This window comes from Pseudomonas sp. FBF18, assembly GCF_024261405.1.
In the GTDB taxonomy this organism is placed as follows: Bacteria; Pseudomonadota; Gammaproteobacteria; order Pseudomonadales; family Pseudomonadaceae; genus Aquipseudomonas; species Aquipseudomonas palmensis.
Window position 1 is genome coordinate 456,429 of sequence record NZ_QKRS01000002.1, and the last position, 21,654, is coordinate 478,082.

Consider the following 21,654-nt stretch of genomic DNA (forward strand, 5'->3'; position numbering starts at 1 on the left):
GATTCAGGTTGGGGGGATTAATGCGGATCAGTTGACCCGGTGGCGCCTGTATCGCGGGTCAAGCCCGCTCCCACAGAACGTTCACAGCCCCTCAAGTCGGTGCACAACCTGTGGACCCGCGAAGGGCCCTTACAGGCCGACAGTATCGCTACGCTTGAGCTCGCCGATCTTCTCCAGCCGCGCCCGCACGATGTTGCGGCTGATGTTGAGCAGGCGCCCGGTCTGCAGCTGGTTGCCGTGGCAATAGCGGTACGCGGTGCGAAACACCGTCTCTTCGATATGCTCGTACAAATCCTCGACGTTCTGCTCGAACAGCGCCGTCAGCGCCGCCTCCAGGCTTGGCGCCTCGGGCGTCTGCAGGCGCAGCGGCTGGGCGCTCTCCTCCTGGCGGATACCCACCGAACGCATGTCCACCAGGTGCAGGTCGGCCGGCTGCACCACCTGCTGGCGGCACACCAGCAAGGCATGGTGAATGGCATTCTCCAGCTCGCGGATGTTGCCTGGCCAGCTGTGCCCCAGCAGTTTGCGCTCGCTCTCCAGGCTCAGGCTGGCGCGGCTGTAGCCCAGGCGCTGGCAATGCTCCTCGAGAAAGAACTCGGCCAGCGGCAGGATGTCGCCGGGGCGCTCGCGCAGCGGCGGCAGGCGGATGGTCGCCACGTGCAGGCGGTAGAACAGGTCTTCGCGAAAGTGCCCCGCCACCACCGCATCGGCCAGGTTGACGTTGGTGGCCGCCACCAGGCGCACGTTGATCGGGATCGGCGTGCGCGACCCCAGCCGCACCACTTCGCGTTCCTGCAGCACACGCAGCAGCTTGACCTGCATGTTCAACGGCAGGTCGCCGATCTCGTCGAGAAACAGCGTGCCGCCATTGGCCGCCTCGAACCAGCCCGCCTTGCTGTTGGTGGCCCCGGTGAATGCGCCCTTTTCATGGCCGAACAACTCGCTCTCCACCAGGGTTTCGGCAAAGGCGCCGCAGTTCACCGCCACGAACGGTTCGCGACCGCGCCGGCTCAACTGGTGGATATGCCGCGCCACCAGTTCCTTGCCGGTGCCGGTCTCGCCGATGATCAGGGTGTTGGCCTCGCTCGGCGCCAGGCGCTCGATACGGGCCAGCAGTTCCTGGGAGCGAGGGTCCTTGAACACCAGCACGGTGGCACGAACGGATTTGGTCAGTTCCCGGGCATGGGGATGGGTAATCAGCGACATGGTGCATTCCTGGCATTGATAGCGCCGGCCCATAGTGCACGAAACAAATTAGAACAAATAATTATTAATTCATCTTTGTATATTCCAATTTCACCTATCAGAAACCACCTGCTGAGGCACTGCTGCCACAGCAGCAATCCGGCCCCGGGGGTTGCTTGCGAATCAGCAGCGCGGTGCTGGGAAGCGACTGGATAAAACCAGGAAAACCCTTTTTATTCAGCAAGTTGCGTGAACATTTCAGCATCTGGCACGGCTTTCGCTCTGCACCCGGCATCGTTGTTTCGCCCAAGGAAGCCCCTGATGAAATTCCCGCACTCCGTGGCCTTCGGCCTGAGCCTGCTCGCCCTCTCCTGCGCCGCCATGGCCGCCGACACCTACGCCCCCACGCCCGACCCGCTGCAGGGCGACGGGCGCGTTTCGGCGTTCTACCACTGGGAACAGGCGATCCCGGCCACCCCCGGCAGGTTGCTGCGCAGCGAGCCGCTGGAGCAGACCCTCAGCCTGCCCGGCGCGGCCAGCCAGTTGCGCATTCTCTACAGCTCCACCGACGGCATCGACGGCAAGACCCCGATCGCGGTCTCCGGCGCGCTGTTCATTCCCCAGGGCAAGGCCCCGGCCGGCGGCTGGCCGGTGGTCACCTGGGGGCATGGCACCGTCGGCGTGGCCGACATCTGCGCGCCGTCCTGGTCGGGCCGCTCGTACCGCGACGTGCAGTACCTGGCGCGCTGGCTGAACGAGGGCTATGCCATCGTCGCCACCGACTACCAGGGCCTGGGCGTGCCCGGCGGCCACCCGCTGCTGAACAACCGCATGGCCGCCTACGGCATCCTCGATGCGGCCCGCGCCGTGGTCAGCGGGGTGCCGGGCCTGGCCAACAAGGTGCTGGTGGTCGGCCAGTCCCAGGGCGGCGCCGGGGCCTTCGCCTCTGCCGCCTATGCCCCCACCTACGCCCCGGACCTGGGCCTGAAGGGCAGCGTCGGTACCGGGGTGATCTACACCGTGGGCGCCAGCAACGTGGGTGAGCAGGACCCGAACAAGGTCGACGCGTCACTGGCCTACGGTTTCTACACCCTGCTGGCCGCGCAGCAATACGACCCGAGCATCGACCCGCGCGACTTCTACACCGACAAGGCCCTGCCACTGTTCGAACAGGCTCGCACCACCTGCCTGGCGTCGCTCACCGCCGATGTGATCGGCACCGGGCTGACCCCGGCCAACACGCGCAAGGCCAACGACGGCGCACAACTCAAGCCGTGGCTGGCGCAGGTCTCCTACCCGACGCTCAAGCTTGCGCAGCCGATCTTCATCGGCACCGGCGCCGAGGACAAGACCCCCGCTGCCGTCACCCAGGTCAGCCTGATGAAGGACGCGTGCGCTGCCGGCTCGGTGGTCGAGGGCCACCTGTACAAGGGCCTGGGCCACAGCGAGACGGTCAATGCCTCGCTCAAGGACTCGCTGCCCTTCGCGCGCAAGGTGTTCAGCGACCAGCCCGTCACCCCTATCTGCAACCCCAGCGTGCAATAAGCCAGGAGCCTGCCCATGAGCATCGAATTCTTTACCCGCCTGCCGCTGCACGGTGAAACCCAGTTCCTGCCCGGCGACCCGCGCAACCGCGGCGACTGGCATGCCGACGGCGCCAGCACCGGCGCGGTGTCGGGGTTTGCGGTCGGTGACCACTTCACCTACATCGACTACCTGGGGCAGATTGCCCGGGCCGCCGAAATCAACGGCTTCGGCGGTGCGCTGATGGTCAATGCGCCGTCCGGCGAAGAGCCCTGGACGGTGTGCTCGCTGCTGGCCCGCGAAACCCGCACGCTGAAGTTCGTCACCGCGTTCCAGCCCTACCACTACACCCCGTGGGTGGCGGTGCAGCAGGCCGCCACCTACCAGCGCGCCAGCGGCAACCGGCTGGTGTGGAACATCATCAACGGCGGCTCGGACGCCCTCCAGCGCCAGGTCGGCGACCTGGCCGAGCACGACGAGCGCTACGCCCGCGCCACCGAGTTCATGGATGTGGTCAAGGGCTACTGGCACTCGGAGCACTTCCACTACGACGGGCGCTTCTACAAGGCCGAAGGCGGCGGCCTGCGCGGGCCGCAGAAAAAGGCCGAGCTGCCGCTGATCTGCACGGCCGGCTCGTCGATTGCCGCCCGCGAGTTCGCTGCAAAGCATGCCGACTTCTACCTGATGCGCGCCGAGCACCCCGACGAGATCGCCGCGCTGATCGCCGACATCCGCCAGCGTGCGCTAACGTTCGGCCGCAGCGACATCCGCTTCGGCCTGTCGATCGACGTGATCGCCCGCGAGACCGAGGCACTGGCGCTGGCCGAAGCCAAGCGCTTTTTCGACGAGGGCGTGGCCAGGGGGGCCGCCAAGGCCAAGGCGGCCCACGAAGGGCTGCGTACCGCGCGCAAGCTCAGCTACGAGGAGGACTACCGGCCCGAGCACGACGAGCGTGGCTTCGACGATTTCTTCATCTACCCCAACGTGTGGTCGGGCTTCAGCCACATCGGCATCCCGCCGGGCCTGGCGCTGGTGGGCAGCTACGCCAACGTGGTGGCGCGCATTCGCGAGTACAACGCGCTGGGCATCGACCTGTTCTTCCTGGCCGGCTACCCGCACCTGGAAGAAGCCTACCGCCTGGGCGAGCACGTCCTGCCGCACTTTCGCGGTGAACGGCAGGCACTGAGCCGGCCCGTGCAGGCCACCGCGCAGTTGCGCGCGGCAGGAGCCTGAGCCATGAACCCCAACCACTACAGCCGGCGCCAGTTCATCGGCCAGGGCCTGGCCATGGGCGGCGGCCTGCTGCTGGGCACCAGCCTGCTCAGCGGCTGCGGCCCGGATGACGCCCCCGCCCCCGCCGCCGGGGTTGCCCAGCCGCGGCACGGCGGGCGCCTGCGCCTGGGCATCCTGGACGGCGGCCAGACCGGCAACCTCGACGCCCACAAGCCCATCGGCAGCGGCATCGTGCGCGGCTTTGCGCTGTACAGCAAACTGTGGGAATGGGACGAGCAGATGCAGCCGCGCCTGGCCCTGGCCGAGTTCGCCGAGGCCAGCAGCGACGCGCGCAGCTGGACCCTGCGCCTGCGCCAGGGCCTGGAATTCCACAACGCCAAGACCATCGATGCCGACGACCTGATCTTCTCGATCCGCCGCCTCACCGACCCGCAGCTGGCTTCGCCCTACGCCGCCTTGCTGCACTGGGTGGACCGCGACAACCTGGTCAAGCTCGACAACCGCACGGTGCGCCTGAGTTTCAAGGACGGCCGCAGCTTCCTGCCACTGCCGGAAACCTGGGTGAATTTCGGCGGCATCGTGCCGGTGGACTATCACCCGGTCACCAACCCGGTCGGCGCAGGGCCCTACCGGTTCAAGAGTTTCACCCCCGGCCAGCGCTCGGTGTTCAGCCGCTTCGAGAACTACTACAAGGCCGGCAGGCCGTATGCCGATGAACTGGAGATCATCGACTTCAAGGACCAGGTCTCGCGCCTGGCCGCGCTGCGTGCCGGGCAGATCGACATGGCCAACGGCATGCCCAGCGAGCAGTTGCAGGTGCTCGAGCGCGACCCGCGGCTGAACCTGGTGACGTCGATCAGCGGCAACTGGCTGTCGTTCGAAATGAACACCAGCAAGCCGCCATTCAACGACCCGCGGGTGCGCGAGGCACTGCGCCTGCTGGCCGACCGCGACGAGCTGGTGCGCCGCGCCCTCAACGGCCAGGGCCGCGTGGCCAACGACCTGTACGCCCCGTTCGACCCCACCTTCAACCACGCCCTGCCCCCGCGTGCCCATGACCCGCAGCGCGCCGCGCAACTGCTGCGCGAGGCTGGCCAGGAACACCTGCGGGTGGAACTGGTGACCACCGCCGGGCCGGCGCTGGCCTCTGCGCTGGTGCTGGCCGAGCAGGCCAGGCGCATCGGCGTGACCCTCGATGTGCGCCAGGTCGACAGCGCCACCTTCAACGGCCCGCAGCAGGACCAGTGGCTGCTGAGCACCGGCGGCACCATCGGCGCGCCGTTCCTGGCCAGCGCCATGCACACCGACGCGCCGTTCGCGGTGGCCAACAAGACCCACTTCGACGACCCGCAGTTCACCCAGCTGTTTCTGCAGGCCATGGCCCAGCCGGACCTGGCCAGGCGCACCGCACTGGTCCACCAGGCGCAGCAGATCCAGTACGACAAGGGCGGCCTGCTGATCTGGGGCTACGCCAACCTGCTCGATGCGTTTTCACGCAAGGTCGGCGGCGCGGCGCCGGAGCAGACGTTGTTCAGCACCTGGCGTTTTGAAAACCTGTGGTTGAACAACGCCGCCTGAGCGCTCTGAAAAGTACAAGCGCACCCCTGTAAAAGGCATTTTTCCGTTACACCGCTACCGCCATCATGGCGGCAGCGGCGCTTGCCGCGCCTAACAACAAAAACGGAAAAATGCCATGTCAGCGCACGCCCGCCTGCCGTTGGCGGTACTCGCCCGGCGTCACCTGCGCATAGCGCAGGAAAAACCGGCTGAAGTACGCCGGGTCCTTGAAGCCCAGGCTGTAACAGATCTCGTTGGCCGAACTGCCGGTGAACAGCAGCAGGCGCTTGGCTTCCTGCATCAGGCGCTCCAGGATCAGGCGCTTGGACGGCAGGTCGGCGATACGCCGGCACACGTCATTGAGCCGCGCCTCGGTCACCCCTACCCCCAGCGCATAGCGCGACAGCGGCCAGTGCTCCAGGTAATGCGCCTCGATCAGCTCGTTGAAGCGGTGGAACACCTGCAGGTCCTCATGCCGGGTCTGGCGCGCCGGCAGCGAGCGCGCGCACAGGCGCAGCAGGCTGAGCATGATCAGCCGGGTCAGGCTGTCCAGCGCCGGGCCACGGCCCACCTGCGCGGCATTGATCTCGCGGTGCAGCTCGTCGAACAGCAGCACCAGGCGCCGCGCCTCGTCGGCAAACCGTCCCTCCAGCCCGCTCAGCGCCACGCACGCCGGCGCCACCTGCGGCCCAGGCGCCAGCGCAGGGTCGGCTTCGAGCAGTTGCCATACCAGTTGCTGGCGCACGGTCAGCACGTGGCCATCGGCGTCGGGCTCGGTGACGAACGAGTGCGGGATGGTCGGCGGGGTAAGGAAGAACATCGGCCCCGACTCCACGTACTGCTGGTCGTCCAGGTACACCCGCACCGTGCCGCTCTTGACGTAATGCACCTGAAAGTAGCGGTCGTGGCGGTGCACCGGCATGTTGCGGCCGAAAAAGCCGGCCAGGTTGCCGAGCTTGTCGTAATGCACCTCGGCATCGCTGTACCGCTGGTCGTAGACCTGCCCGATGTTGATGTTGGGAATCGGCGTGCGTTCGTTCATGACGGGGTTTCCTGCTGTGTTCTTGTTCTGCCGGCAGCTTAACGCCTGACACGCGCCGCTTGCCTTTCGTTAACATCTTAATTATAACGTTAACACATTAACGATTTGTCCCGCAGGGTGCTTGCCGCCCTGCCCTTGCCAGGAGAAGAGCATGAGCCGTGCCCTGCACGACGTTGCCACCGGCACCCTGTTCGGCGTTGCGCTGAACTACCAGGGGTTGCTGAACCAGCGTCTCGCCGAATTCGAACAGGCGCCGTACCAGAAGCCCCCGGTCAAGCCGGTGCTGTTCATCAAGACCCCCAACACGCGCAACCGCCATGGCGCCCCGGTGGTGTACCCGCAAGGTGTCGAACGCCTGCAGCCGGGCCCGGCGCTGGGCGTGGTGATCGGCAAGCGCGCCAGCCGCGTGAGCGTCGAACAGGCCCTGGAGCACGTGGCCGGCTACACCATCGTCAACGAGTTCAGCCTGCCTGAAGACAGCTACTACCGCCCGGCGGTCAAGGCCAAGTGCCGCGATGGTTTCTGCGTACTCGGCCCTGAGCTGGTGCCGACCGCGCAGGTGGCCGACCCGCATCAGCTGGCCATCGAGCTGTTCGTCAATGGCGAACTGCGCCAGCACAACAGCACCGCCAACCTGGTGCGCAACATCCCGCAGCTGATCGCCGAGATCAGCGAGTTCATGACCCTGCACGCAGGCGACGTGCTGATTACCGGCACCCCCGAAGGCCGCGTGGACGTGCTGCCAGGCGATCAGGTCGAGGTCCGGATCAGCGGCCTGGGCCGCCTGGCCAACCCGATCGTGGCCGAACAGGAGCAACGCTGATGAAACACGCCCGTATCCGTTACCAGGGCCAGGACCACGCCGTGACCGTGGAAGATGGCAACAACGTGCGCCTGGCCGATGGCCGCCTGCTCGCCGAGCACGAGGTGCAGTGGTTGCCGCCGGCCACCGGCAGCATGTTCGCGCTGGGCCTGAACTACGCCGACCACGCCGCCGAACTGGCCTTTGCCGCACCCACCGAGCCGCTGGCCTTCGTCAAGTCGCCCGGTACCTACACCGGCCACAACCAGGTCACCTGGCGCCCGGACAACGTCAAGTACATGCACTACGAGTGCGAGCTGGTGGCGGTGATCGGCAAGCCGGCGCGCAACGTCAGGCGCGAGGACGCGCTGCAATACCTGGCCGGCTACACGGTGTGCAACGACTACGCGATCCGCGACTACCTGGAGAACTACTACCGCCCCAACCTGCGGGTGAAGAACCGCGACGCCACCACCCCGGTGGGCCCGTGGATGGTCGATGTGGCCGATGTGCCGGATGCGTCCAACCTCACCCTGCGCACCTGGATCAACGGTGAGCTCAAGCAGCAGGGCAGCACCCGCGACATGATCTTCGACATCCCCTACCTGATCGAATACCTGTCCAGCTTCATGACCCTGCAACCGGGCGACATGATCGCCACCGGCACCCCTGAAGGCCTGGCCGACGTGGTGCCGGGTGATGAAGTGGTGGTGGAAGTGGAAGGTGTCGGCCGCCTGGTCAACCGCATTGTCAGCGAAGCCGAGTTCTTCGCCCTGAACCCGCAAGAGGCATGAACCCGATGATCAAGCACTGGATCAATGGCCGTGAGGTCGAAAGCAAGGACGTCTTCGTCAACTACAACCCGGCCACCGGCGAGGCCATCGGCGAAGTCGCCAGCGGCGGCGCCGAAGAAGTCGCCCAGGCAGTTGCAGCGGCCCGGGAGGCGTTCCCCAAATGGGCCGGCACCCCGGCCAGGGAGCGTGCGCGGCTGATGCGCAGGCTGGGCGAGCTGATCGAGCAGAACGTGCCCCGGCTGGCCGAGCTGGAAACCCTGGATACCGGCCTGCCGATTCACCAGACCAAGAACGTGCTGATCCCGCGGGCCTCGCACAACTTCGACTTCTTCGCCGAAGTGTGCACGCGCATGGATGGCCACACCTACCCGGTCGACGACCAGATGCTCAACTACACCCTGTACCAGCCGGTCGGCGTGTGTGCGCTGGTGTCGCCGTGGAACGTGCCGTTCATGACCGCCACCTGGAAGACCGCGCCCTGCCTGGCCCTGGGCAACACGGCGGTGCTGAAGATGAGCGAACTGTCGCCGCTGACCGCCAACGAACTGGGCCGCCTGGCGGTCGAGGCCGGCATCCCCAACGGTGTGCTCAACGTGATCCAGGGCTACGGCGCCACCGCAGGCGATGCCCTGGTGCGTCACCCGGACGTACGCGCCATTTCGTTCACCGGCGGCACCGCCACCGGCAAGAAGATCATGCAGACCGCGGGCCTGAAGAAGTACTCGATGGAACTGGGCGGCAAGTCGCCGGTGCTGATCTTCGAGGACGCCGACCTCGAGCGCGCGCTGGACGCGGCGCTGTTCACCATCTTCTCGCTCAACGGCGAGCGCTGCACCGCCGGCAGCCGCATCTTCATTCAAGAGAGCGTGTACCCGCAGTTCGTGGCCGAGTTCGCGGCGCGGGCCAAGCGCCTGATCGTGGGCGACCCGCAAGACCCCAGGACCCAGGTCGGCTCGATGATCACCCAGGCCCACTACGACAAGGTGACCGGCTATATCCGCATCGGCATCGAGGAAGGCGCCACCCTGCTGGCCGGTGGCCTGGAGCGCCCGGCCAACCTGCCGGCGCACCTGGCGCGCGGGCAGTTCATCCAGCCCACGGTGTTTGCCGACGTGAGCAACAGCATGCGCATTGCCCAGGAGGAGATCTTCGGCCCGGTGGTGTGCCTGATCCCGTTCAAGGACGAGGCCGAGGCACTGAAGCTGGCCAACGACACCGAGTACGGGCTGGCCTCGTACATCTGGACCCAGGACATCGGCAAGGCGCATCGCCTGGCCCATGGCATCGAGGCCGGCATGGTGTTCATCAACAGCCAGAACGTGCGTGACCTGCGCCAGCCGTTCGGCGGGGTGAAGGGCTCCGGTACCGGCCGCGAAGGTGGCCAGTACAGCTTCGAGGTGTTTGCCGAGATCAAGAACGTGTGCGTGTCGATGGGCAGCCACGCCATTCCGCGCTGGGGCCTCTAAGCGCATCGCGGGTCAAGCCCGCTCCTACAGGGACCGCAATGATCCTTGTGGGAGCGGGCTTGACCCGCGATGGCGAACTCACTGACCCACCACAAGAACAACAGATCCAGGAGTACCCCACCATGGGCGAAGTCGTCCTCGCAGCCAAAGTCTGCCACGTCCCCTCGATGTACCTGTCCGAACTGCCCGGCAAGCACCACGGTTGCCGCGAGGCCGCCATCGCCGGCCACAAGGAGATCGGCCGCCGCGCCCGCGAACTGGGCGCCGACACCGCCGTGGTGTTCGATGTGCACTGGCTGGTCAACAGCGGCTACCACATCAACTGCGGCGAGCACTTCAAGGGCACCTACACCAGCAACGAACTGCCGCACTTCATCAAGAACATGGACTTCGAGTACCCCGGCCTGCCGGCACTGGGCGAGTTGATCGCACAGGAGGCCAATGCCGCCGACGTGCGCACCCTGGCCCACAACATCCCGAGCCTGGAGCTGGAATACGGCACCCTGGTACCGATGCGCTACATGCACATGGACGTGCCCGCCGCCGACAGACTCAAGGTGGTGTCCATCGCCGCCTGGTGCGCCTGGCACCGCCTGGAAGACAGCTTCACGTTCGGCGCCGCCGTGCGCCGGGCCATCGAGAAGAGCGACCGCAAGGTGCTGGTGCTGGCCTCCGGCTCGCTCTCGCACCGCTTCTCGGACGACCGCAACGCCGAGGCCAACATCCACAACTGGACCCGCGAATTCGACAAGCAGATGGACCTGCGCGTGGTGGAACTGTGGAAGCAGGGCCGCTTCAGGGAGTTCTGCGCGATGCTGCCCGACTACGCCAGCCACTGCTACGGCGAAGGTGGCATGCACGACACCGCGATGCTGCTGGGCCTGCTTGGCGGCGCCGACTACGACAGGCCGGTGGAGGTGCTGACCGAGCCGTTCGGCAGCTCCGGCACCGGCCAGATCAACGCCATCTTCCCCGTCTGACCGCGCCAAGGAGCCCAGGATGCCCCACTTCATCGCCGAGTACACCGACAACCTCCAAGCCCAGGCCGACCTGCCCGGCCTGTTCGAAAAGGTTCACCACTGCCTGGGCGCCACGGGCGTGTTCCCGCTGGGCGGCATCCGCAGCCGGGCGGTGCGCCTGGACACCTGGCGCATGGCCGACGGGCAGCACGACTACGCCTTCGTGCACATGACCCTCAAGGTCGGCCACGGGCGCGACCTGGCCACCCGCGAACAGGTGGCCAAGGCCCTGTTCGCGGTGATCACCGAGCACTTTGCCGACCTGCAGAGCCAGCGCCTGCTGGCCCTGTCGTTCGAAATGATCGAGCTGCACCCGCAACTGAACTTCAAGCAGAACAACGTGCACGCGTTTCTGAACCAGCAGCAGCCGGGCTGAACCCGGCCCTGCGCTCCCCCATCGGCCCTCTGACCAAAAAGAACAAGATCATGAGCACAGCCAATACCGCCGCATCGGCCAGCCTTGCCCAGCACGACTCCACCCACGGCACCGTCACCTGGCGGCTGATGCCGCTGCTGCTGGTCTGCTACCTGTTTGCCCACCTGGACCGCATCAACATCGGCTTCGCCAAGATGCAGATGAGCAGCGACCTGCACTTCAGCGACACGGTGTACGGCTTCGGTGCCGGCCTGTTCTTCATCGCCTACGCGCTGTTCGGCGTACCCAGCAACATGGCCCTGGACCGGGTCGGCCCGCGGCGCTGGATCGCCACCCTGATGATCGTGTGGGGCGCGCTGTCCACCGGCATGCTGTGGGTCGAGTCGGCCTCGGGCTTCTACGTGCTGCGCTTTCTGCTGGGCGTGGCCGAGGCCGGGTTCTTCCCCGGCATCCTGGTGTATCTCAACCGCTGGTACCCGGCCCGGCGCCGTGGCCAGATCACCGCGCTGTTCGCGATTGCCGTGCCGATGGCCGGGGTGATCGGCGGGCCGCTGTCGGGCGGCATCCTGGAACTGTTTCACGACGCCGCCGGCCTGCGCGGCTGGCAGTGGATGTTCCTGATCGAAGGGGCCCCGGTGATGCTGCTGGGCCTGGTGGTGCTCAAGCGCCTGCCCGACAGCTTCGAGCACGTCAGCTGGCTGGACGCCGGCCAGAAGCAGCACCTGCGCGAGCAGTTGGCCAGCGAAGAGCAACGCAAGTCGATCACCTCGTTCGGCGGCATCCTGCGCAACCGTCAGGTATGGCTGTTGGTGGCGGTGTACTTCGCGGTGATGCTGGCGGTCAACACCCTGGCCTTCTGGATGCCGACCCTGATCCACGGCGCCGGTATTGGCAGCGACGGCCGCGTGGGCCTGCTCAGCGCCATCCCTTACCTGGCCGGCTGCCTGTTCATGATCGCCTGCGGGCGCTCGTCCGACCGCCAGCGCGAGCGGCGCTGGCACCTGTGCGTGCCGCTGCTGATGTCGGCACTCGGCATCGCCGTGGCCGGGCTGGCCCCGGGCAACCCGCTGATGGTGCTGGGCGGTCTGATCGTCGCCGGCATGGGCGCCAGCGCCGCCCTGCCGATGTTCTGGCAGCTGCCGCCGGCGTTTCTGTCCAACACCACGCAGGCGGCCGGTATCGCGCTGATCAGCTCGTTCGGCAGCATCGCCTCGTTCCTTGCGCCCTACCTGATCGGCTGGATGCGCGACACCACCCACAGCGCCAGCCTTGCGCTGTACGTGCTGGCCCTGTTCATCGCCCTGGGTGGCCTGCTGGTGCTGCGCACCCGGGCTGCCATCGTCAACCCCCAGTAAGAGATGCCGAACATGCTCGACCCTAGCCAGATCCTTCAAGCCGCCGCCCAGCTCGACCGCGCCGAGCGCAGCCGCGAGCAGGTGCGCCAGTTTTCCCTCGACCACCCGGCCATCGGCATCGAGGACGCCTACGCCATCCAGCGCGCCTGGGTGGCGCAGAAGATCAAGGACGGGCGCAAGCTGGTCGGGCACAAGATCGGCCTGACCTCGCGCGCCATGCAGGTGTCGTCCAACATCACCGAGCCGGACTTCGGCGCGCTGCTCGACGACATGTTTTTCGACGAAGGCAGCGACATCCCCTTCGAACGCTTCATCGTGCCGCGGGTGGAGGTGGAGCTGGCGTTCATCCTCGGCAAGCCCCTCAAGGGGCCCAATGTGACCCTGTTCGATGTACTGGATGCCACCGAATGGGTGATCCCGGCGCTGGAGATCATCGATGCGCGCATCCAGCAGGTGGACCCGCACAGTGGCGCCACGCGCAAGGTGTTCGACACCATCTCCGACAACGCCGCCAATGCCGGGGTGGTGATGGGTGGGCGCGCGGTGCGCCCGGGCGACATCGACCTGCGCAAGGTGCCGGCGGTGCTGTACCGCAACGGCGTGATCGAGGAATCCGGGGTGTCGGCGGCGGTGCTCAACCACCCGGCCAAGGGCGTGGCGTGGCTGGCCAACAAGCTGGCGCCGTATGACGTGGCGCTGGAGGCCGGCCAAGTGATCCTGGGCGGTTCGTTCACCCGGCCGGTGGCCGCCAACCCCGGCGATACCTTCCATGTCGACTACGACATGCTCGGTTCCATCGCCTGCCGTTTTGTCTGACCTTCGGAGACTGCCATGCACCTGCCTGTGAACCGTTTCAAACAACGCCTGGCCAGTGGGGAGGCGCAGATCGGCCTGTGGCTGGGGCTGGCCAGCGCGTATTGCGCGGAGCTGGCGGCCAATGCCGGCTTCGACTGGCTGCTGATCGATGGCGAGCATGCGCCCAACGACCTGCGCGGCATGCTCGCGCAGCTGCAGGCGGTGGCGCCCTACCCTGGCGAGGCGATCATCCGCCCGGTGATCGGCGACACCGCGCTGATCAAGCAGGTGCTGGACATCGGTGTGCAGACGCTGCTGGTGCCGATGGTGGAAAGCGCGGCCCAGGCCGGCGAGCTGGTGCGCGCCATGCGCTACCCGCCGCTGGGCGTGCGCGGGGTGGGCAGTGCACTGGCGCGGGCGTCGCGCTGGAACAGCATCCCCGGCTACCTGGACCAGGCCGATGCGCAGATGTGCCTGCTGGTGCAGATCGAGAGCGTCGAGGGGCTGGCGCAGCTGGACCGGATTGCGGCCGTGGAGGGGGTGGACGGGGTGTTCATCGGCCCGGCCGACCTGAGTGCGTCGATGGGGCACCGGGGCAATCCGGGGCACCCTGACGTGCAGGCGGCAATCGAAGACGCGATCGCGCGGATTCAGCGTGCGGGCAAGGCGGCCGGGATTCTCAGCGCCGATGAAGCGCTGGCGCGCCGCTACATCGAACTGGGCGCGGCGTTCGTGGCGGTGGGGGTGGATACCACGGTGCTGATGCGCGGGTTGCAGGGGTTGGTGGGCAAGTTCAAGGGTGAGGCGGCACCTGTCGACAAGGCTGGCGGGGTGTATTGATCTGACGGGCCGCTTCGCCGGCAAGGCCGGCTCCTACACAGGCTGCGGTGTCTGCAGGAGCCGGCCTTGCCGGCGAATGAGTTAGCGCCGTACTTGCTTCAGTTCTTCCAGCAACCCCAGCAACTGCTGCAGCTTCTGTTCACCGAACTGGTCCTGCAGCTGCTGGTAGTTGGCCTCCATGCTCTGGCTCATGGAGTCGAAACACGCCACGCCCTTGTCCGCCAGCTTGACCAGCACCCGCCGCTGGTCCTGCTCGGCCTTGCGCCGGCACACCAGCCCCGCCGCCTCCATGCGCACCAGCACACCGGTCATGCTCGGCTTGAGGATGCACGCCTGTTCGGCCAGCCGGTAGATCTCCAGCTCGCCCTGCTGGCTGAGGATACGAATGACCCGCCACTGCTGCTCGGTCAGGCCATGCTGGTTGAGCGAGGGGCGGAAGAAGCTCATTGCCGCCTCGCGGGCTTGCAACAAGGTAAGAGTCAGCGAAACACGAGGTTTGGACATGGAAGGCTACGGTCATCAGGTTATTTGTTAACACTTTAACAAAGAAGCCGGCGGCCACCTACCCGCCTGCGCAGCGCTGGCACCCGCGGTCAAGGCACGCGGCACGCAGGGTCAAGACACGCCACCCCGCCAAGCCCCCTAATAGGCCTCGAAAGCTCCTCCACTTTTCAGGCTGCGCCATGATCACGATCGAAACGCCGACCTACTACACGGCAACCAAGAAATACAACCTGAGCTTCCCGACCCTGGAACACGATGAAGACGCGGACGTGGTCATCATCGGCGGCGGGTTTTCCGGCATCAACACGGCGCTGGAGCTGGCCGAAAAGGGCATCACCAACATCGTCGTGCTCGAGGCCCGCTACCTGGGCTTTGGCGGCACCGGGCGCAACGGCGGGCAGATCATGGCCGGCATCGGCCACGACCTTGAAAAGATCAAATCAGCCGTGGGCGAAGATGGCCTGCGCCAGATCTTCGAGATAAGCGACCTGGGCGCCGACATCATCAAGCAGCGCATCGCCCGGTACGCCATCGATGCCGACTTCTGCCACGGCTATGGCTACATGGGCTTCAATGCCCGCCAGGAGAAAACCCTGCGCGCCTGGGAGAAAGACTTCAAGTCGGTGAATTCCCAGCACGAGATCCGCTTTCTGGGCGGCAGCGAGGTCAGCCAGATCATCGGCTCCAACGCCTACGGCAGCGCCCTGCTGCACATGGGCGGCGGGCATGTGCACTCGCTCAACCTGCTGCTGGGCGAGGCCAAGGCCGTGGCCGGGCATGGCGTGCGCATCTTCGAGAACAGCCCGGCGCTGCAGGTGCAGTACGGCGAGCGCATCACCGTGCGCACCGGCCGCGGCTCGGTACGCGCCAGCAAGCTGCTGTGGGCCTGCGACAGCTTTCTGAACAGGCTTGAACCCGAACTGCACCGCTCCACCATCAACACCTACGCCTTCCAGATGATGACCGAGCCGCTGCCCGAGGAGCTGATCCGGCGCATCAGCCCGATTCGCGGCGCCTACAGCGACATTCGCCCGGTGATCGACTACTACCGCGTGACCAACGAGAACCGTCTGCTGTTCGGCGCCGCGACGCCGCTGGTGGAGCATATCCCCCGCGACCTCAAGGCCTGGAACCGGGCATTGATGCTGAAGATCTTCCCGTACCTGAAGGACGTGAAGATCGACCTGGCCTGGGGTGGCCCGATGGCCTGCAGCCCCAACCTGTTCCCGCAGGTCGGCACCCTGCCCGGGCGCAGCAATGCGTTCTACGTGCAGGGCTACTCCGGGTTCGGCGTGACGCCCAGCCACATCATCTGCAAGGTGCTGGCCGAAGGCATGAGCGAAGGCTCGGCCCGCTATGACCTGGTCAGTTCGATCCCGCGCCCGACAATTGTCGGCAAGGACCATATCCGCCCGCTGCTGCTCACGGCAGGCAAATCCTGGCACCAGCTGTCGGGGTACTGGAATGGCCGGCGCTGACCCCCCTTTTTTTCCACTGTTCAAGGAACACTGCCATGACCCTGACTGCACTCAAGCACAACATCCAGCTCGGCGAACTCGACGCCTGGGGCACCGTTGCCGACCTGGGCTCGGAGATTCTCGAAGGCGAGGTGCGTGCCTTCGGCAAGATGACCTTCGGCGCGCCGACCGACGCGCTCAGCAGCGCCTACTTCGGTACCACCCGGGGCAGGTTCCGCATGGTCTATCCGTTCAACGAGCAGGCCACGGTGATGACCGGCCAAGTGCGCCTGACCGATGAAAGCACCGGGCAGAGCACGCTGTACAAGGTGGGCGACAGCTGGTTCGTGACCAAGGGCACGCCGGTGCTGTGGGAGGTGCTGAGCGAGAGCTTCGTGAAGCATTACCTGGCGGTGGCCTGACGGGCCTCTTCGCGGGTCAAGCCCGCTCCCACAGGTTGTTGTGATCCTGTGGGAGCGGGCTTGACCCGCGATGAGGGCACCACGATTTATCCGGCTGCGTTCAAAGCATCCCCGAACACCACCCACATCGCCCGCAACCGCCGCGCGTACGCCTGCGGCCCGGCATAGATCAGCTCTACATTCAGGCTGTCCACCACCCCCAGGTACGCGTCCACATACACCCCCCGCCGCGCCACCGGCACCTGCGGCAGGCACGTGCCCAGCGCCTGCTCGAACACCTCGCCCAGCCGCGCCAGGTACCCCTCGAAGCCTGCCGAGATGATCGGCCGCAGCGCCGCCGGCGGAAAGAACGCGGTGCGCAGCAGAAACCGCAGGTGCGCCGACTGCTGATAGCGCTCACCCAGGCAGTGGGCATAGCCGGCCCCCGGCAACGCGTCATCGCACTGCGCAAAGCACTGCTCCACATACAGCCGCTCGGCCTCCACCGCACGCTCGAACACCGCCTCGAACAGGTCGTCCTTGCTGCTGAAGTGCGCATACAGCGACGGCTTGCGCATGCCGGCCGCCGCCGCGATGTCGTTGAGCGACGCGGCATCGTAGCCATGCTCGGCAAACTGCTCGACCGCGATCGTGCAGACCTTCTGCGCCGAAGGCGTGAGGGTTCTCATGCAGGGTTCTCCCGTATCAATGCCCGGCCAGGCTGCTCGCCTCGACCGGCGCGTGCCGGGTGCAGGCGCGCACCAGCAGCGCCACGACAACACCCGAAATCACCAGCAGCGACGCCCAGTGCGCCGCGCCCAAAGGCGCCATGATGCCCGACAACGGCGTGGCGAACGACGAAATGATCAACTGGAAGGCGCCCAGCAACGCCGCCGTGGAGCCCAGCGCGCGGCTTTGCGAAGACATCACCAGCGACATCAGCGTGGCCTCGAGAATGCCCAGGCCGAACATCGCCAGCGCCATGCCGGCAACGATGCCGGCCAGCCCCGCCGCGCTCAGGGCCCCTGCCAGCACCACCAGGGAACCGATCAGCAGGCACCCCGCACCGGCCTTGGCCAGGCGCAGCAGGCCCTTGCGCGCCACCAGCCGACCCGCCGCGATGGCGCCGAGCAGAATTGCCACCCCGGTGGCGCCGAACAGCGTGCCGAAGGCTTGCACCGACAGGCCGAAGTGGGTCTGGTAGACGAACGCCGCACCGCCGATGTAGGCAAACAGAAAGAAGAACACCGCCGCCAGCGCCAGCGCCGGGCGCAGGAACTGGCCATCGCTGCCGATGCGCAGGTAAGTGCGCAGGATGTCCCGCGGCTGCCAGGGCTGGCGCTTGTCGGCGGCCAGGGTTTCCTTGAGCACCCAGGCCGAGTTCAACAGCACCAGCACGCCGAGCCCGGCCAGGGTGAACATGATCGCGCGCCAGCCAAGGTGCGCCCCCACAAAACCGCCCACCGCCGGTGCGAGCACAGGCGCCAGGCCCTCGACGGTCATCAGCAGGGCGAAGATCTGCGCGGCACGCGCCCCTTCGGCCACATCGCGGACCATGCTCATGATCACCACCAGGGTCAGCGCACTGCCCAGGCCCTGGACAAAGCGCGCCGCCAGCAGGGTTTCGAGGCTGGGTGCCTGGGCCGCGGCCAGCGAACTGAGCACGAACACCAGCAGCCCGGCCAGCAGCGGCCGGCGCCGGCCCAGGGTGTCGACCAGCGGGCCGAACAGCAATTGACCGGCGCCCATGGCCAGCAGAAACACCGTCAGCGTCAGTTGCACCCCGGCATAGGTCGCGCCGTACTCGGCGGCGATGCTCGGCATGCTGGCCAGGTACATGTCGATGGCCGACGGCCCCAGGGCGCCGATCAGCGCCAGGGACACGGCAAATTTCACGTGGGGGGACTGCGGGGTGTGCATAGCTCGAATCCACAAAAAGGTCACAGGTCTGGCTGCCGAATGCCAACCTACCGACCGGTAGGTAGCCAGAACGTGCGAGCCTATACACTGTGCCCCGGAGGGTCAAGCCAGTGGTTTATCAGGCCGGGCCGGCCAGGCTATGGGAGCGGTAGTCCTTGGGCGAGCGTTCGAACTGTTTCTTGAACGAGCGGCTGAAGTGCGCCGAATCGGTGAAGCCCCATTTGTAGGCGATGGTGGTGATCGACTCGGTCTTGAGGATCGGGTTGGCCAGGTCGTCGGCGCTGCGTTGCAGGCGCGTGCGCTGGATGTAGCGGCACACGCTGTCGCCCTGCTCTTCGAACAGGCGGTAGAGGTGGCGCACCGAAATGTTCAGGCGGTTGGCCAGGTTCACCGGCGACAGGCCAGGCTGGCCCAGGGACTCGTCGATGACCTTCTGCACATAGCTGCGCAGGTTGGCGCCGTGCAGCGCCGCGCCCGGCTGCACCTGGTCATCGCCGCCCTCCAGGGCCGACCCCAGCAGCGACAGAAATGCACTGTGCAGGGCCTGGCCCTCGGCCAGCTCGCCCTCCCCCGTAGCGCTTTCCTTGCACAGCTGATCCATCAGCACATGCAGCATGCGCCCGCAGGCCTTGGTCTGGGAGATCTTGCCGAAGGTACGCGCATCGCCCCCCAGCTGCCGGCACACCGCCTCGCGCGAGAGCGACAGCGAGGCGTGTTCGATCAGGCCGAACGGCATGATTTCACAGGCCCCGACCGCGTCCATCAGCAGCATCTCGCCCGGTGCCAGCTGCACACTGACGCCGTTCTGGGTGACCTGGGAGAAACCGGTGCGCTGGCTGACCAGAAAGCAGTGCTGGTCGTTGTCGCGGTCGGGCTTGATGCCGTCGCGGCGGATCAGCCCGGCGTTGGTGCGCAGGTTGGCCAGGGCCAGGCCGCCGCGTGACCAGGTGGAAATCTCGCCGATGAACAGCGAGCGATTGAACGCAAGTTCGGTCTCGAAATGCCCGCAAATGTGCTGCATGTCGGCATTCCAGCGGTCCAGCGCAGTGCCGGCGAGCTGATGAGTACTCATGGGTACCTCCACGATGGCATCTTGTTTTTGTTGGGCAATAGTTAACATGTTAGCTATATGCACGCAACACGTTCGTCGTCGCCAGGGTGGAAGCAGTTTTGGTGCCAGTCTGCGGGTTCAGAGGTCTTCGACAAGCCGCGCCAGACCTTTCAACGCGGCCAGCAGCAGGTCACGCTGTGCGGGGTTCAGGCTGATGTAGCGACGAAACGCCGGCATGCGGTTGACCACCTCGCTGCCGCCCATGTGCTCCAGGGTCAGGGTCCAGCAGCCGCCTGCCAGGTCCAGGTGCAGGCGCTTGAAATCCAGCGGCATCAGCGCCTGTTGCAGGGCCGGGTCGTGGGCCAGGGCCTGCTCCAGCCGCGCCTGCCAGGACCGCTCGCCACGCAGCCGGCGCCAGCGCAGGCCGCTGCGCCGCAGTGCACCGGTATGCTGCAACGCCAGCCGCGCCGTGCCCTGTTGCGGGCAGGGCACCTGCAGGCGGAACTCGCACAGCACCAGGTGCATCAGCAACTGCGACTCGGTGCGCTCGCGCACCTCGAACGCCAGGCTGCCATCGGCCAGGGCGTAGCGTGCACTGCCCGGCCCCAGCACCTCGCAACCGGCCAGGCCGAGGTTGCGCTGCAGGTGCGCCAGCGTCACCCCGGGGCGGTAGCCCGAGGGCGCGCGGTCAAACAGCCTTTGCCACAGTGTGGGCAGGGTATGCGCCATGCTCGACTCCCGGTTGGTGGGCAAATTCGCGCGCCAGCACCTCTTCGACCGAGGCCGGCTTGAACGGGTTGACCTTCTGCACCACCAGGGTCCAGAACAGCGCGTACACCGCCGTGGCGCCGAGCATCCAGGCGAATGGCACGTAAACCTGGGCCGGGTTCATGCCCGGCGGGGTGATGAACCACATGCCCAGGCCGATGCCGACGCTCGACAGCAATTGCGGCAGCGGGAACAGCGGCGAGCGGTAGGCCCGTGGCAGGTCGGGCCGGCGAATGCGCAGGATCACCACCGACAGCGTCACCAGCAGGTAGGCGGTGCTCCAGGCACACACCGCCGCCAGTACCAGGTGCAGGATGGTGTCGGTGTTGCCGCCCAGCCACCAGGCGTGCAGGCACGGGATCAGCATCGCCACCAGAATGCACACGATGGGGGTCTTGAAGCGTGGGTGCAGGTAGGTGAACACCCGGGGCAATGCGCCATCCACCGCCATGCCATAGAGGATGCGCGGCACCCCGGCCATCAGGGTGTTGATGGTGGCGGCGCCGGCGAACAGAAAGCCGATGCCCAGCCACAACGGGCCGATATCGCCCATCACCTGTTGGGCAAAATGCGGAATGGCCATGGGCGTGTCCAGCAGGTGCGTACCGCTGGCGGCGTCGAGCAGCACGTTGTCGACCTGGCGCTTCATCGCCGCGCCATAGATGAACATGCACGAGGCCACGCCGAACAGCCCCAGCGCCATGGCCCTGGGCAGGGTGCGCGCCGACTGGCGCAGGTCGGGTGCCAGCGGGGTGACGAACTCGCAGCCGACGAACATGAACATCGCCATGCCCACCAGCGACAGCACGGTGATCAGGTCGGTGCCCACCAGCGACGCGCCGAACCAGCCGTCCAGTTGCACCGCCGGGGCGGCGATCAGGCCGAGCACGCCGAACACCATCAGCGTGGTCCACATGCCGAAGGTGAGGATGATCTCGGCCTTGCTGAACACACTGATGCCGAACGCATTGAGGATGCCGAACACCACCACGAAGCCCACCCCCAGCAGCCACGAGCCACCGGCGGATTCGGCCAGGGTGTTGAGGTGTTCGAAGTTCACCAGCGCCATCACCCCGGCCAGGATGGTTTCGGCGGTGCCGGCGAACACGTGCACGATCAGGTAGGCCGACAGCGTGCCGGTGATGGCGAAGAAGCGCCCCATGCCGCAGTTGATGTAGTCGTACACCGAGCCGGTGGTGGGCAGGATGGCGGCGGCTTCGGCGAAGGTGGTCGACTGGGCGAGCATCATCAGCATGGCGATCAGCATGGCCACGGCGAACGCACCGCCGCCGATGCCGAAACCGGTGGTGGCGGTGAGGATCACCGGGCTGGCCATGATCAGGCCGATGGTGCTGGCCAGCGCGGTGGGGAACCCGACCGTGCCACGGTTCAGGTGCACGCTGAGGGTGTGGTTGAGCGACATGATGAGCGACCTCGAATGCCGTTGTTGTGGTTATGCGCCACTGTGCGCTGGCGGTTGACTGGCGTCTTGCCCGTGGCTGCCTGGGGTTTTGTTGCAGGCTGCCAGCGCACTTCTGGCCGTAGCCGGTTTGCCTGGCGGACCG

The 21,654-nt window shown here is 66.5% G+C and carries 21 protein-coding genes; 13 read left to right on the forward strand and 8 right to left on the reverse strand.

Going from position 1 to position 21,654, the window contains the following annotated elements; translation table 11 throughout:
- Positions 1-129: 129 nt before the first annotated feature.
- Positions 130-1,206 carry a sigma-54-dependent Fis family transcriptional regulator gene (locus tag DN387_RS05850; RefSeq protein WP_043860049.1) on the reverse strand — a complete coding sequence of 359 codons (1,077 nt, stop codon included), beginning with the start codon at positions 1,204-1,206 and terminating at the stop codon, positions 130-132.
- Positions 1,207-1,506: 300 nt separating this feature from the next.
- Between DN387_RS05850 and DN387_RS05855 the strand changes: the two genes are divergently transcribed.
- From DN387_RS05855 to DN387_RS05865, 3 genes are read left to right on the forward strand one after another with little or no spacing between them, the layout of a single operon-like run.
- On the forward strand, positions 1,507-2,730 hold the full coding sequence (locus DN387_RS05855) for a lipase family protein (RefSeq protein ID WP_054914432.1): 1,224 nt from the start codon (positions 1,507-1,509) through the stop codon (positions 2,728-2,730).
- 15 nt (positions 2,731-2,745) lie between these two features.
- Positions 2,746-3,942 (forward strand): LLM class flavin-dependent oxidoreductase, encoded by a 1,197-nt coding sequence (locus DN387_RS05860; RefSeq protein WP_054914431.1) that lies wholly within the window; start codon positions 2,746-2,748, stop codon positions 3,940-3,942.
- Between the two features lie 3 nt (positions 3,943-3,945).
- Positions 3,946-5,520: an ABC transporter substrate-binding protein gene (locus tag DN387_RS05865; protein WP_054914430.1), complete on the forward strand. Its 1,575-nt coding sequence runs from the start codon at positions 3,946-3,948 to the stop codon at positions 5,518-5,520.
- A 118-nt stretch (positions 5,521-5,638) separates the two neighbouring features.
- Here DN387_RS05865 and hpaA read toward each other — a convergent pair whose 3' ends face one another.
- Positions 5,639-6,541 (reverse strand): 4-hydroxyphenylacetate catabolism regulatory protein HpaA, encoded by a 903-nt coding sequence (gene hpaA / locus DN387_RS05870; RefSeq protein WP_043860076.1) that lies wholly within the window; start codon positions 6,539-6,541, stop codon positions 5,639-5,641.
- Between the two features lie 151 nt (positions 6,542-6,692).
- Between hpaA and DN387_RS05875 the strand changes: the two genes are divergently transcribed.
- The 8 genes from DN387_RS05875 to hpaI all read left to right on the forward strand — a co-directional run bounded on the left by DN387_RS05875 (position 6,693) and on the right by hpaI (position 13,988).
- Positions 6,693-7,364: a fumarylacetoacetate hydrolase family protein gene (locus tag DN387_RS05875; RefSeq protein ID WP_043860075.1), complete on the forward strand. Its 672-nt coding sequence runs from the start codon at positions 6,693-6,695 to the stop codon at positions 7,362-7,364.
- Positions 7,364-8,137 (forward strand): fumarylacetoacetate hydrolase family protein, encoded by a 774-nt coding sequence (locus DN387_RS05880; protein WP_054914429.1) that lies wholly within the window; start codon positions 7,364-7,366, stop codon positions 8,135-8,137. The genes DN387_RS05875 and DN387_RS05880 overlap by 1 nt, the downstream gene beginning before the upstream one ends.
- 5 nt (positions 8,138-8,142) lie before the next feature.
- Positions 8,143-9,603, forward strand: a complete 1,461-nt coding sequence (gene hpaE / locus DN387_RS05885) for a 5-carboxymethyl-2-hydroxymuconate semialdehyde dehydrogenase (protein WP_054914647.1) — start codon at positions 8,143-8,145, stop codon at positions 9,601-9,603.
- A gap of 122 nt (positions 9,604-9,725) precedes the next feature.
- Complete coding sequence (gene hpaD / locus DN387_RS05890) at positions 9,726-10,583, forward strand: 3,4-dihydroxyphenylacetate 2,3-dioxygenase (RefSeq protein ID WP_043860073.1); 858 nt, start codon at positions 9,726-9,728, stop codon at positions 10,581-10,583.
- Between the two features lie 19 nt (positions 10,584-10,602).
- The gene (locus DN387_RS05895) at positions 10,603-10,998 is read left to right on the forward strand and encodes a 5-carboxymethyl-2-hydroxymuconate Delta-isomerase (RefSeq protein WP_043860072.1); all 396 of its coding nucleotides are present in this window, start codon (positions 10,603-10,605) and stop codon (positions 10,996-10,998) included.
- A gap of 50 nt (positions 10,999-11,048) precedes the next feature.
- Positions 11,049-12,353: an MFS transporter gene (locus DN387_RS05900; protein ID WP_043860071.1), complete on the forward strand. Its 1,305-nt coding sequence runs from the start codon at positions 11,049-11,051 to the stop codon at positions 12,351-12,353.
- A gap of 12 nt (positions 12,354-12,365) precedes the next feature.
- Positions 12,366-13,169 (forward strand): 2-oxo-hept-4-ene-1,7-dioate hydratase, encoded by an 804-nt coding sequence (gene hpaH / locus DN387_RS05905; protein WP_043860070.1) that lies wholly within the window; start codon positions 12,366-12,368, stop codon positions 13,167-13,169.
- 15 nt (positions 13,170-13,184) lie between these two features.
- On the forward strand, positions 13,185-13,988 hold the full coding sequence (hpaI, locus tag DN387_RS05910; RefSeq protein WP_054914428.1) for a 4-hydroxy-2-oxoheptanedioate aldolase: 804 nt from the start codon (positions 13,185-13,187) through the stop codon (positions 13,986-13,988).
- A gap of 81 nt (positions 13,989-14,069) precedes the next feature.
- Here hpaI and hpaR read toward each other — a convergent pair whose 3' ends face one another.
- Positions 14,070-14,492, reverse strand: a complete 423-nt coding sequence (hpaR, locus tag DN387_RS05915; RefSeq protein ID WP_043860068.1) for a homoprotocatechuate degradation operon regulator HpaR — start codon at positions 14,490-14,492, stop codon at positions 14,070-14,072.
- A 179-nt stretch (positions 14,493-14,671) separates the two neighbouring features.
- Between hpaR and DN387_RS05920 the strand changes: the two genes are divergently transcribed.
- On the forward strand, positions 14,672-15,970 hold the full coding sequence (locus tag DN387_RS05920; RefSeq protein ID WP_043860067.1) for an FAD-binding oxidoreductase: 1,299 nt from the start codon (positions 14,672-14,674) through the stop codon (positions 15,968-15,970).
- 35 nt (positions 15,971-16,005) lie between these two features.
- Positions 16,006-16,371, forward strand: coding sequence for a cupin domain-containing protein (locus tag DN387_RS05925; protein WP_054914427.1), 366 nt, complete (start codon positions 16,006-16,008; stop codon positions 16,369-16,371).
- Positions 16,372-16,457: 86 nt separating this feature from the next.
- Here the strand turns inward: DN387_RS05925 and DN387_RS05930 are convergent, their stop codons facing one another.
- The 5 genes from DN387_RS05930 to DN387_RS05950 all read right to left on the reverse strand — a co-directional run bounded on the left by DN387_RS05930 (position 16,458) and on the right by DN387_RS05950 (position 21,512).
- Positions 16,458-17,039 carry a TetR/AcrR family transcriptional regulator gene (locus tag DN387_RS05930; RefSeq protein ID WP_054914426.1) on the reverse strand — a complete coding sequence of 194 codons (582 nt, stop codon included), beginning with the start codon at positions 17,037-17,039 and terminating at the stop codon, positions 16,458-16,460.
- 16 nt (positions 17,040-17,055) lie between these two features.
- Positions 17,056-18,270, reverse strand: a complete 1,215-nt coding sequence (locus DN387_RS05935; RefSeq protein ID WP_054914425.1) for a multidrug effflux MFS transporter — start codon at positions 18,268-18,270, stop codon at positions 17,056-17,058.
- A gap of 118 nt (positions 18,271-18,388) precedes the next feature.
- Complete coding sequence (feaR, locus tag DN387_RS05940; protein WP_054914424.1) at positions 18,389-19,342, reverse strand: transcriptional regulator FeaR; 954 nt, start codon at positions 19,340-19,342, stop codon at positions 18,389-18,391.
- A gap of 117 nt (positions 19,343-19,459) precedes the next feature.
- Positions 19,460-20,050, reverse strand: coding sequence for a DUF3156 family protein (locus DN387_RS05945; RefSeq protein WP_054914423.1), 591 nt, complete (start codon positions 20,048-20,050; stop codon positions 19,460-19,462).
- Entirely contained in the window at positions 20,010-21,512 is a 1,503-nt protein-coding gene (locus tag DN387_RS05950) for an APC family permease (RefSeq protein WP_043860061.1), read from the reverse strand. The genes DN387_RS05945 and DN387_RS05950 overlap by 41 nt, the downstream gene beginning before the upstream one ends.
- Positions 21,513-21,654 lie beyond the last annotated feature (142 nt).

Coding starts and splice junctions, on each gene's coding strand:
- DN387_RS05850 (WP_043860049.1), bottom strand. CDS start 1,206: ATGTCGCTGATTACCCATCCCCATGCCCGGGAACTGACCAAATCCGTT.
- DN387_RS05855 (WP_054914432.1), top strand. CDS start 1,507: ATGAAATTCCCGCACTCCGTGGCCTTCGGCCTGAGCCTGCTCGCCCTC.
- DN387_RS05860 (WP_054914431.1), top strand. CDS start 2,746: ATGAGCATCGAATTCTTTACCCGCCTGCCGCTGCACGGTGAAACCCAG.
- DN387_RS05865 (WP_054914430.1), top strand. CDS start 3,946: ATGAACCCCAACCACTACAGCCGGCGCCAGTTCATCGGCCAGGGCCTG.
- hpaA (WP_043860076.1), bottom strand. CDS start 6,541: ATGAACGAACGCACGCCGATTCCCAACATCAACATCGGGCAGGTCTAC.
- DN387_RS05875 (WP_043860075.1), top strand. CDS start 6,693: ATGAGCCGTGCCCTGCACGACGTTGCCACCGGCACCCTGTTCGGCGTT.
- DN387_RS05880 (WP_054914429.1), top strand. CDS start 7,364: ATGAAACACGCCCGTATCCGTTACCAGGGCCAGGACCACGCCGTGACC.
- hpaE (WP_054914647.1), top strand. CDS start 8,143: ATGATCAAGCACTGGATCAATGGCCGTGAGGTCGAAAGCAAGGACGTC.
- hpaD (WP_043860073.1), top strand. CDS start 9,726: ATGGGCGAAGTCGTCCTCGCAGCCAAAGTCTGCCACGTCCCCTCGATG.
- DN387_RS05895 (WP_043860072.1), top strand. CDS start 10,603: ATGCCCCACTTCATCGCCGAGTACACCGACAACCTCCAAGCCCAGGCC.
- DN387_RS05900 (WP_043860071.1), top strand. CDS start 11,049: ATGAGCACAGCCAATACCGCCGCATCGGCCAGCCTTGCCCAGCACGAC.
- hpaH (WP_043860070.1), top strand. CDS start 12,366: ATGCTCGACCCTAGCCAGATCCTTCAAGCCGCCGCCCAGCTCGACCGC.
- hpaI (WP_054914428.1), top strand. CDS start 13,185: ATGCACCTGCCTGTGAACCGTTTCAAACAACGCCTGGCCAGTGGGGAG.
- hpaR (WP_043860068.1), bottom strand. CDS start 14,492: ATGTCCAAACCTCGTGTTTCGCTGACTCTTACCTTGTTGCAAGCCCGC.
- DN387_RS05920 (WP_043860067.1), top strand. CDS start 14,672: ATGATCACGATCGAAACGCCGACCTACTACACGGCAACCAAGAAATAC.
- DN387_RS05925 (WP_054914427.1), top strand. CDS start 16,006: ATGACCCTGACTGCACTCAAGCACAACATCCAGCTCGGCGAACTCGAC.
- DN387_RS05930 (WP_054914426.1), bottom strand. CDS start 17,039: ATGAGAACCCTCACGCCTTCGGCGCAGAAGGTCTGCACGATCGCGGTC.
- DN387_RS05935 (WP_054914425.1), bottom strand. CDS start 18,270: ATGCACACCCCGCAGTCCCCCCACGTGAAATTTGCCGTGTCCCTGGCG.
- feaR (WP_054914424.1), bottom strand. CDS start 19,342: ATGAGTACTCATCAGCTCGCCGGCACTGCGCTGGACCGCTGGAATGCC.
- DN387_RS05945 (WP_054914423.1), bottom strand. CDS start 20,050: ATGGCGCATACCCTGCCCACACTGTGGCAAAGGCTGTTTGACCGCGCG.
- DN387_RS05950 (WP_043860061.1), bottom strand. CDS start 21,512: ATGTCGCTCAACCACACCCTCAGCGTGCACCTGAACCGTGGCACGGTC.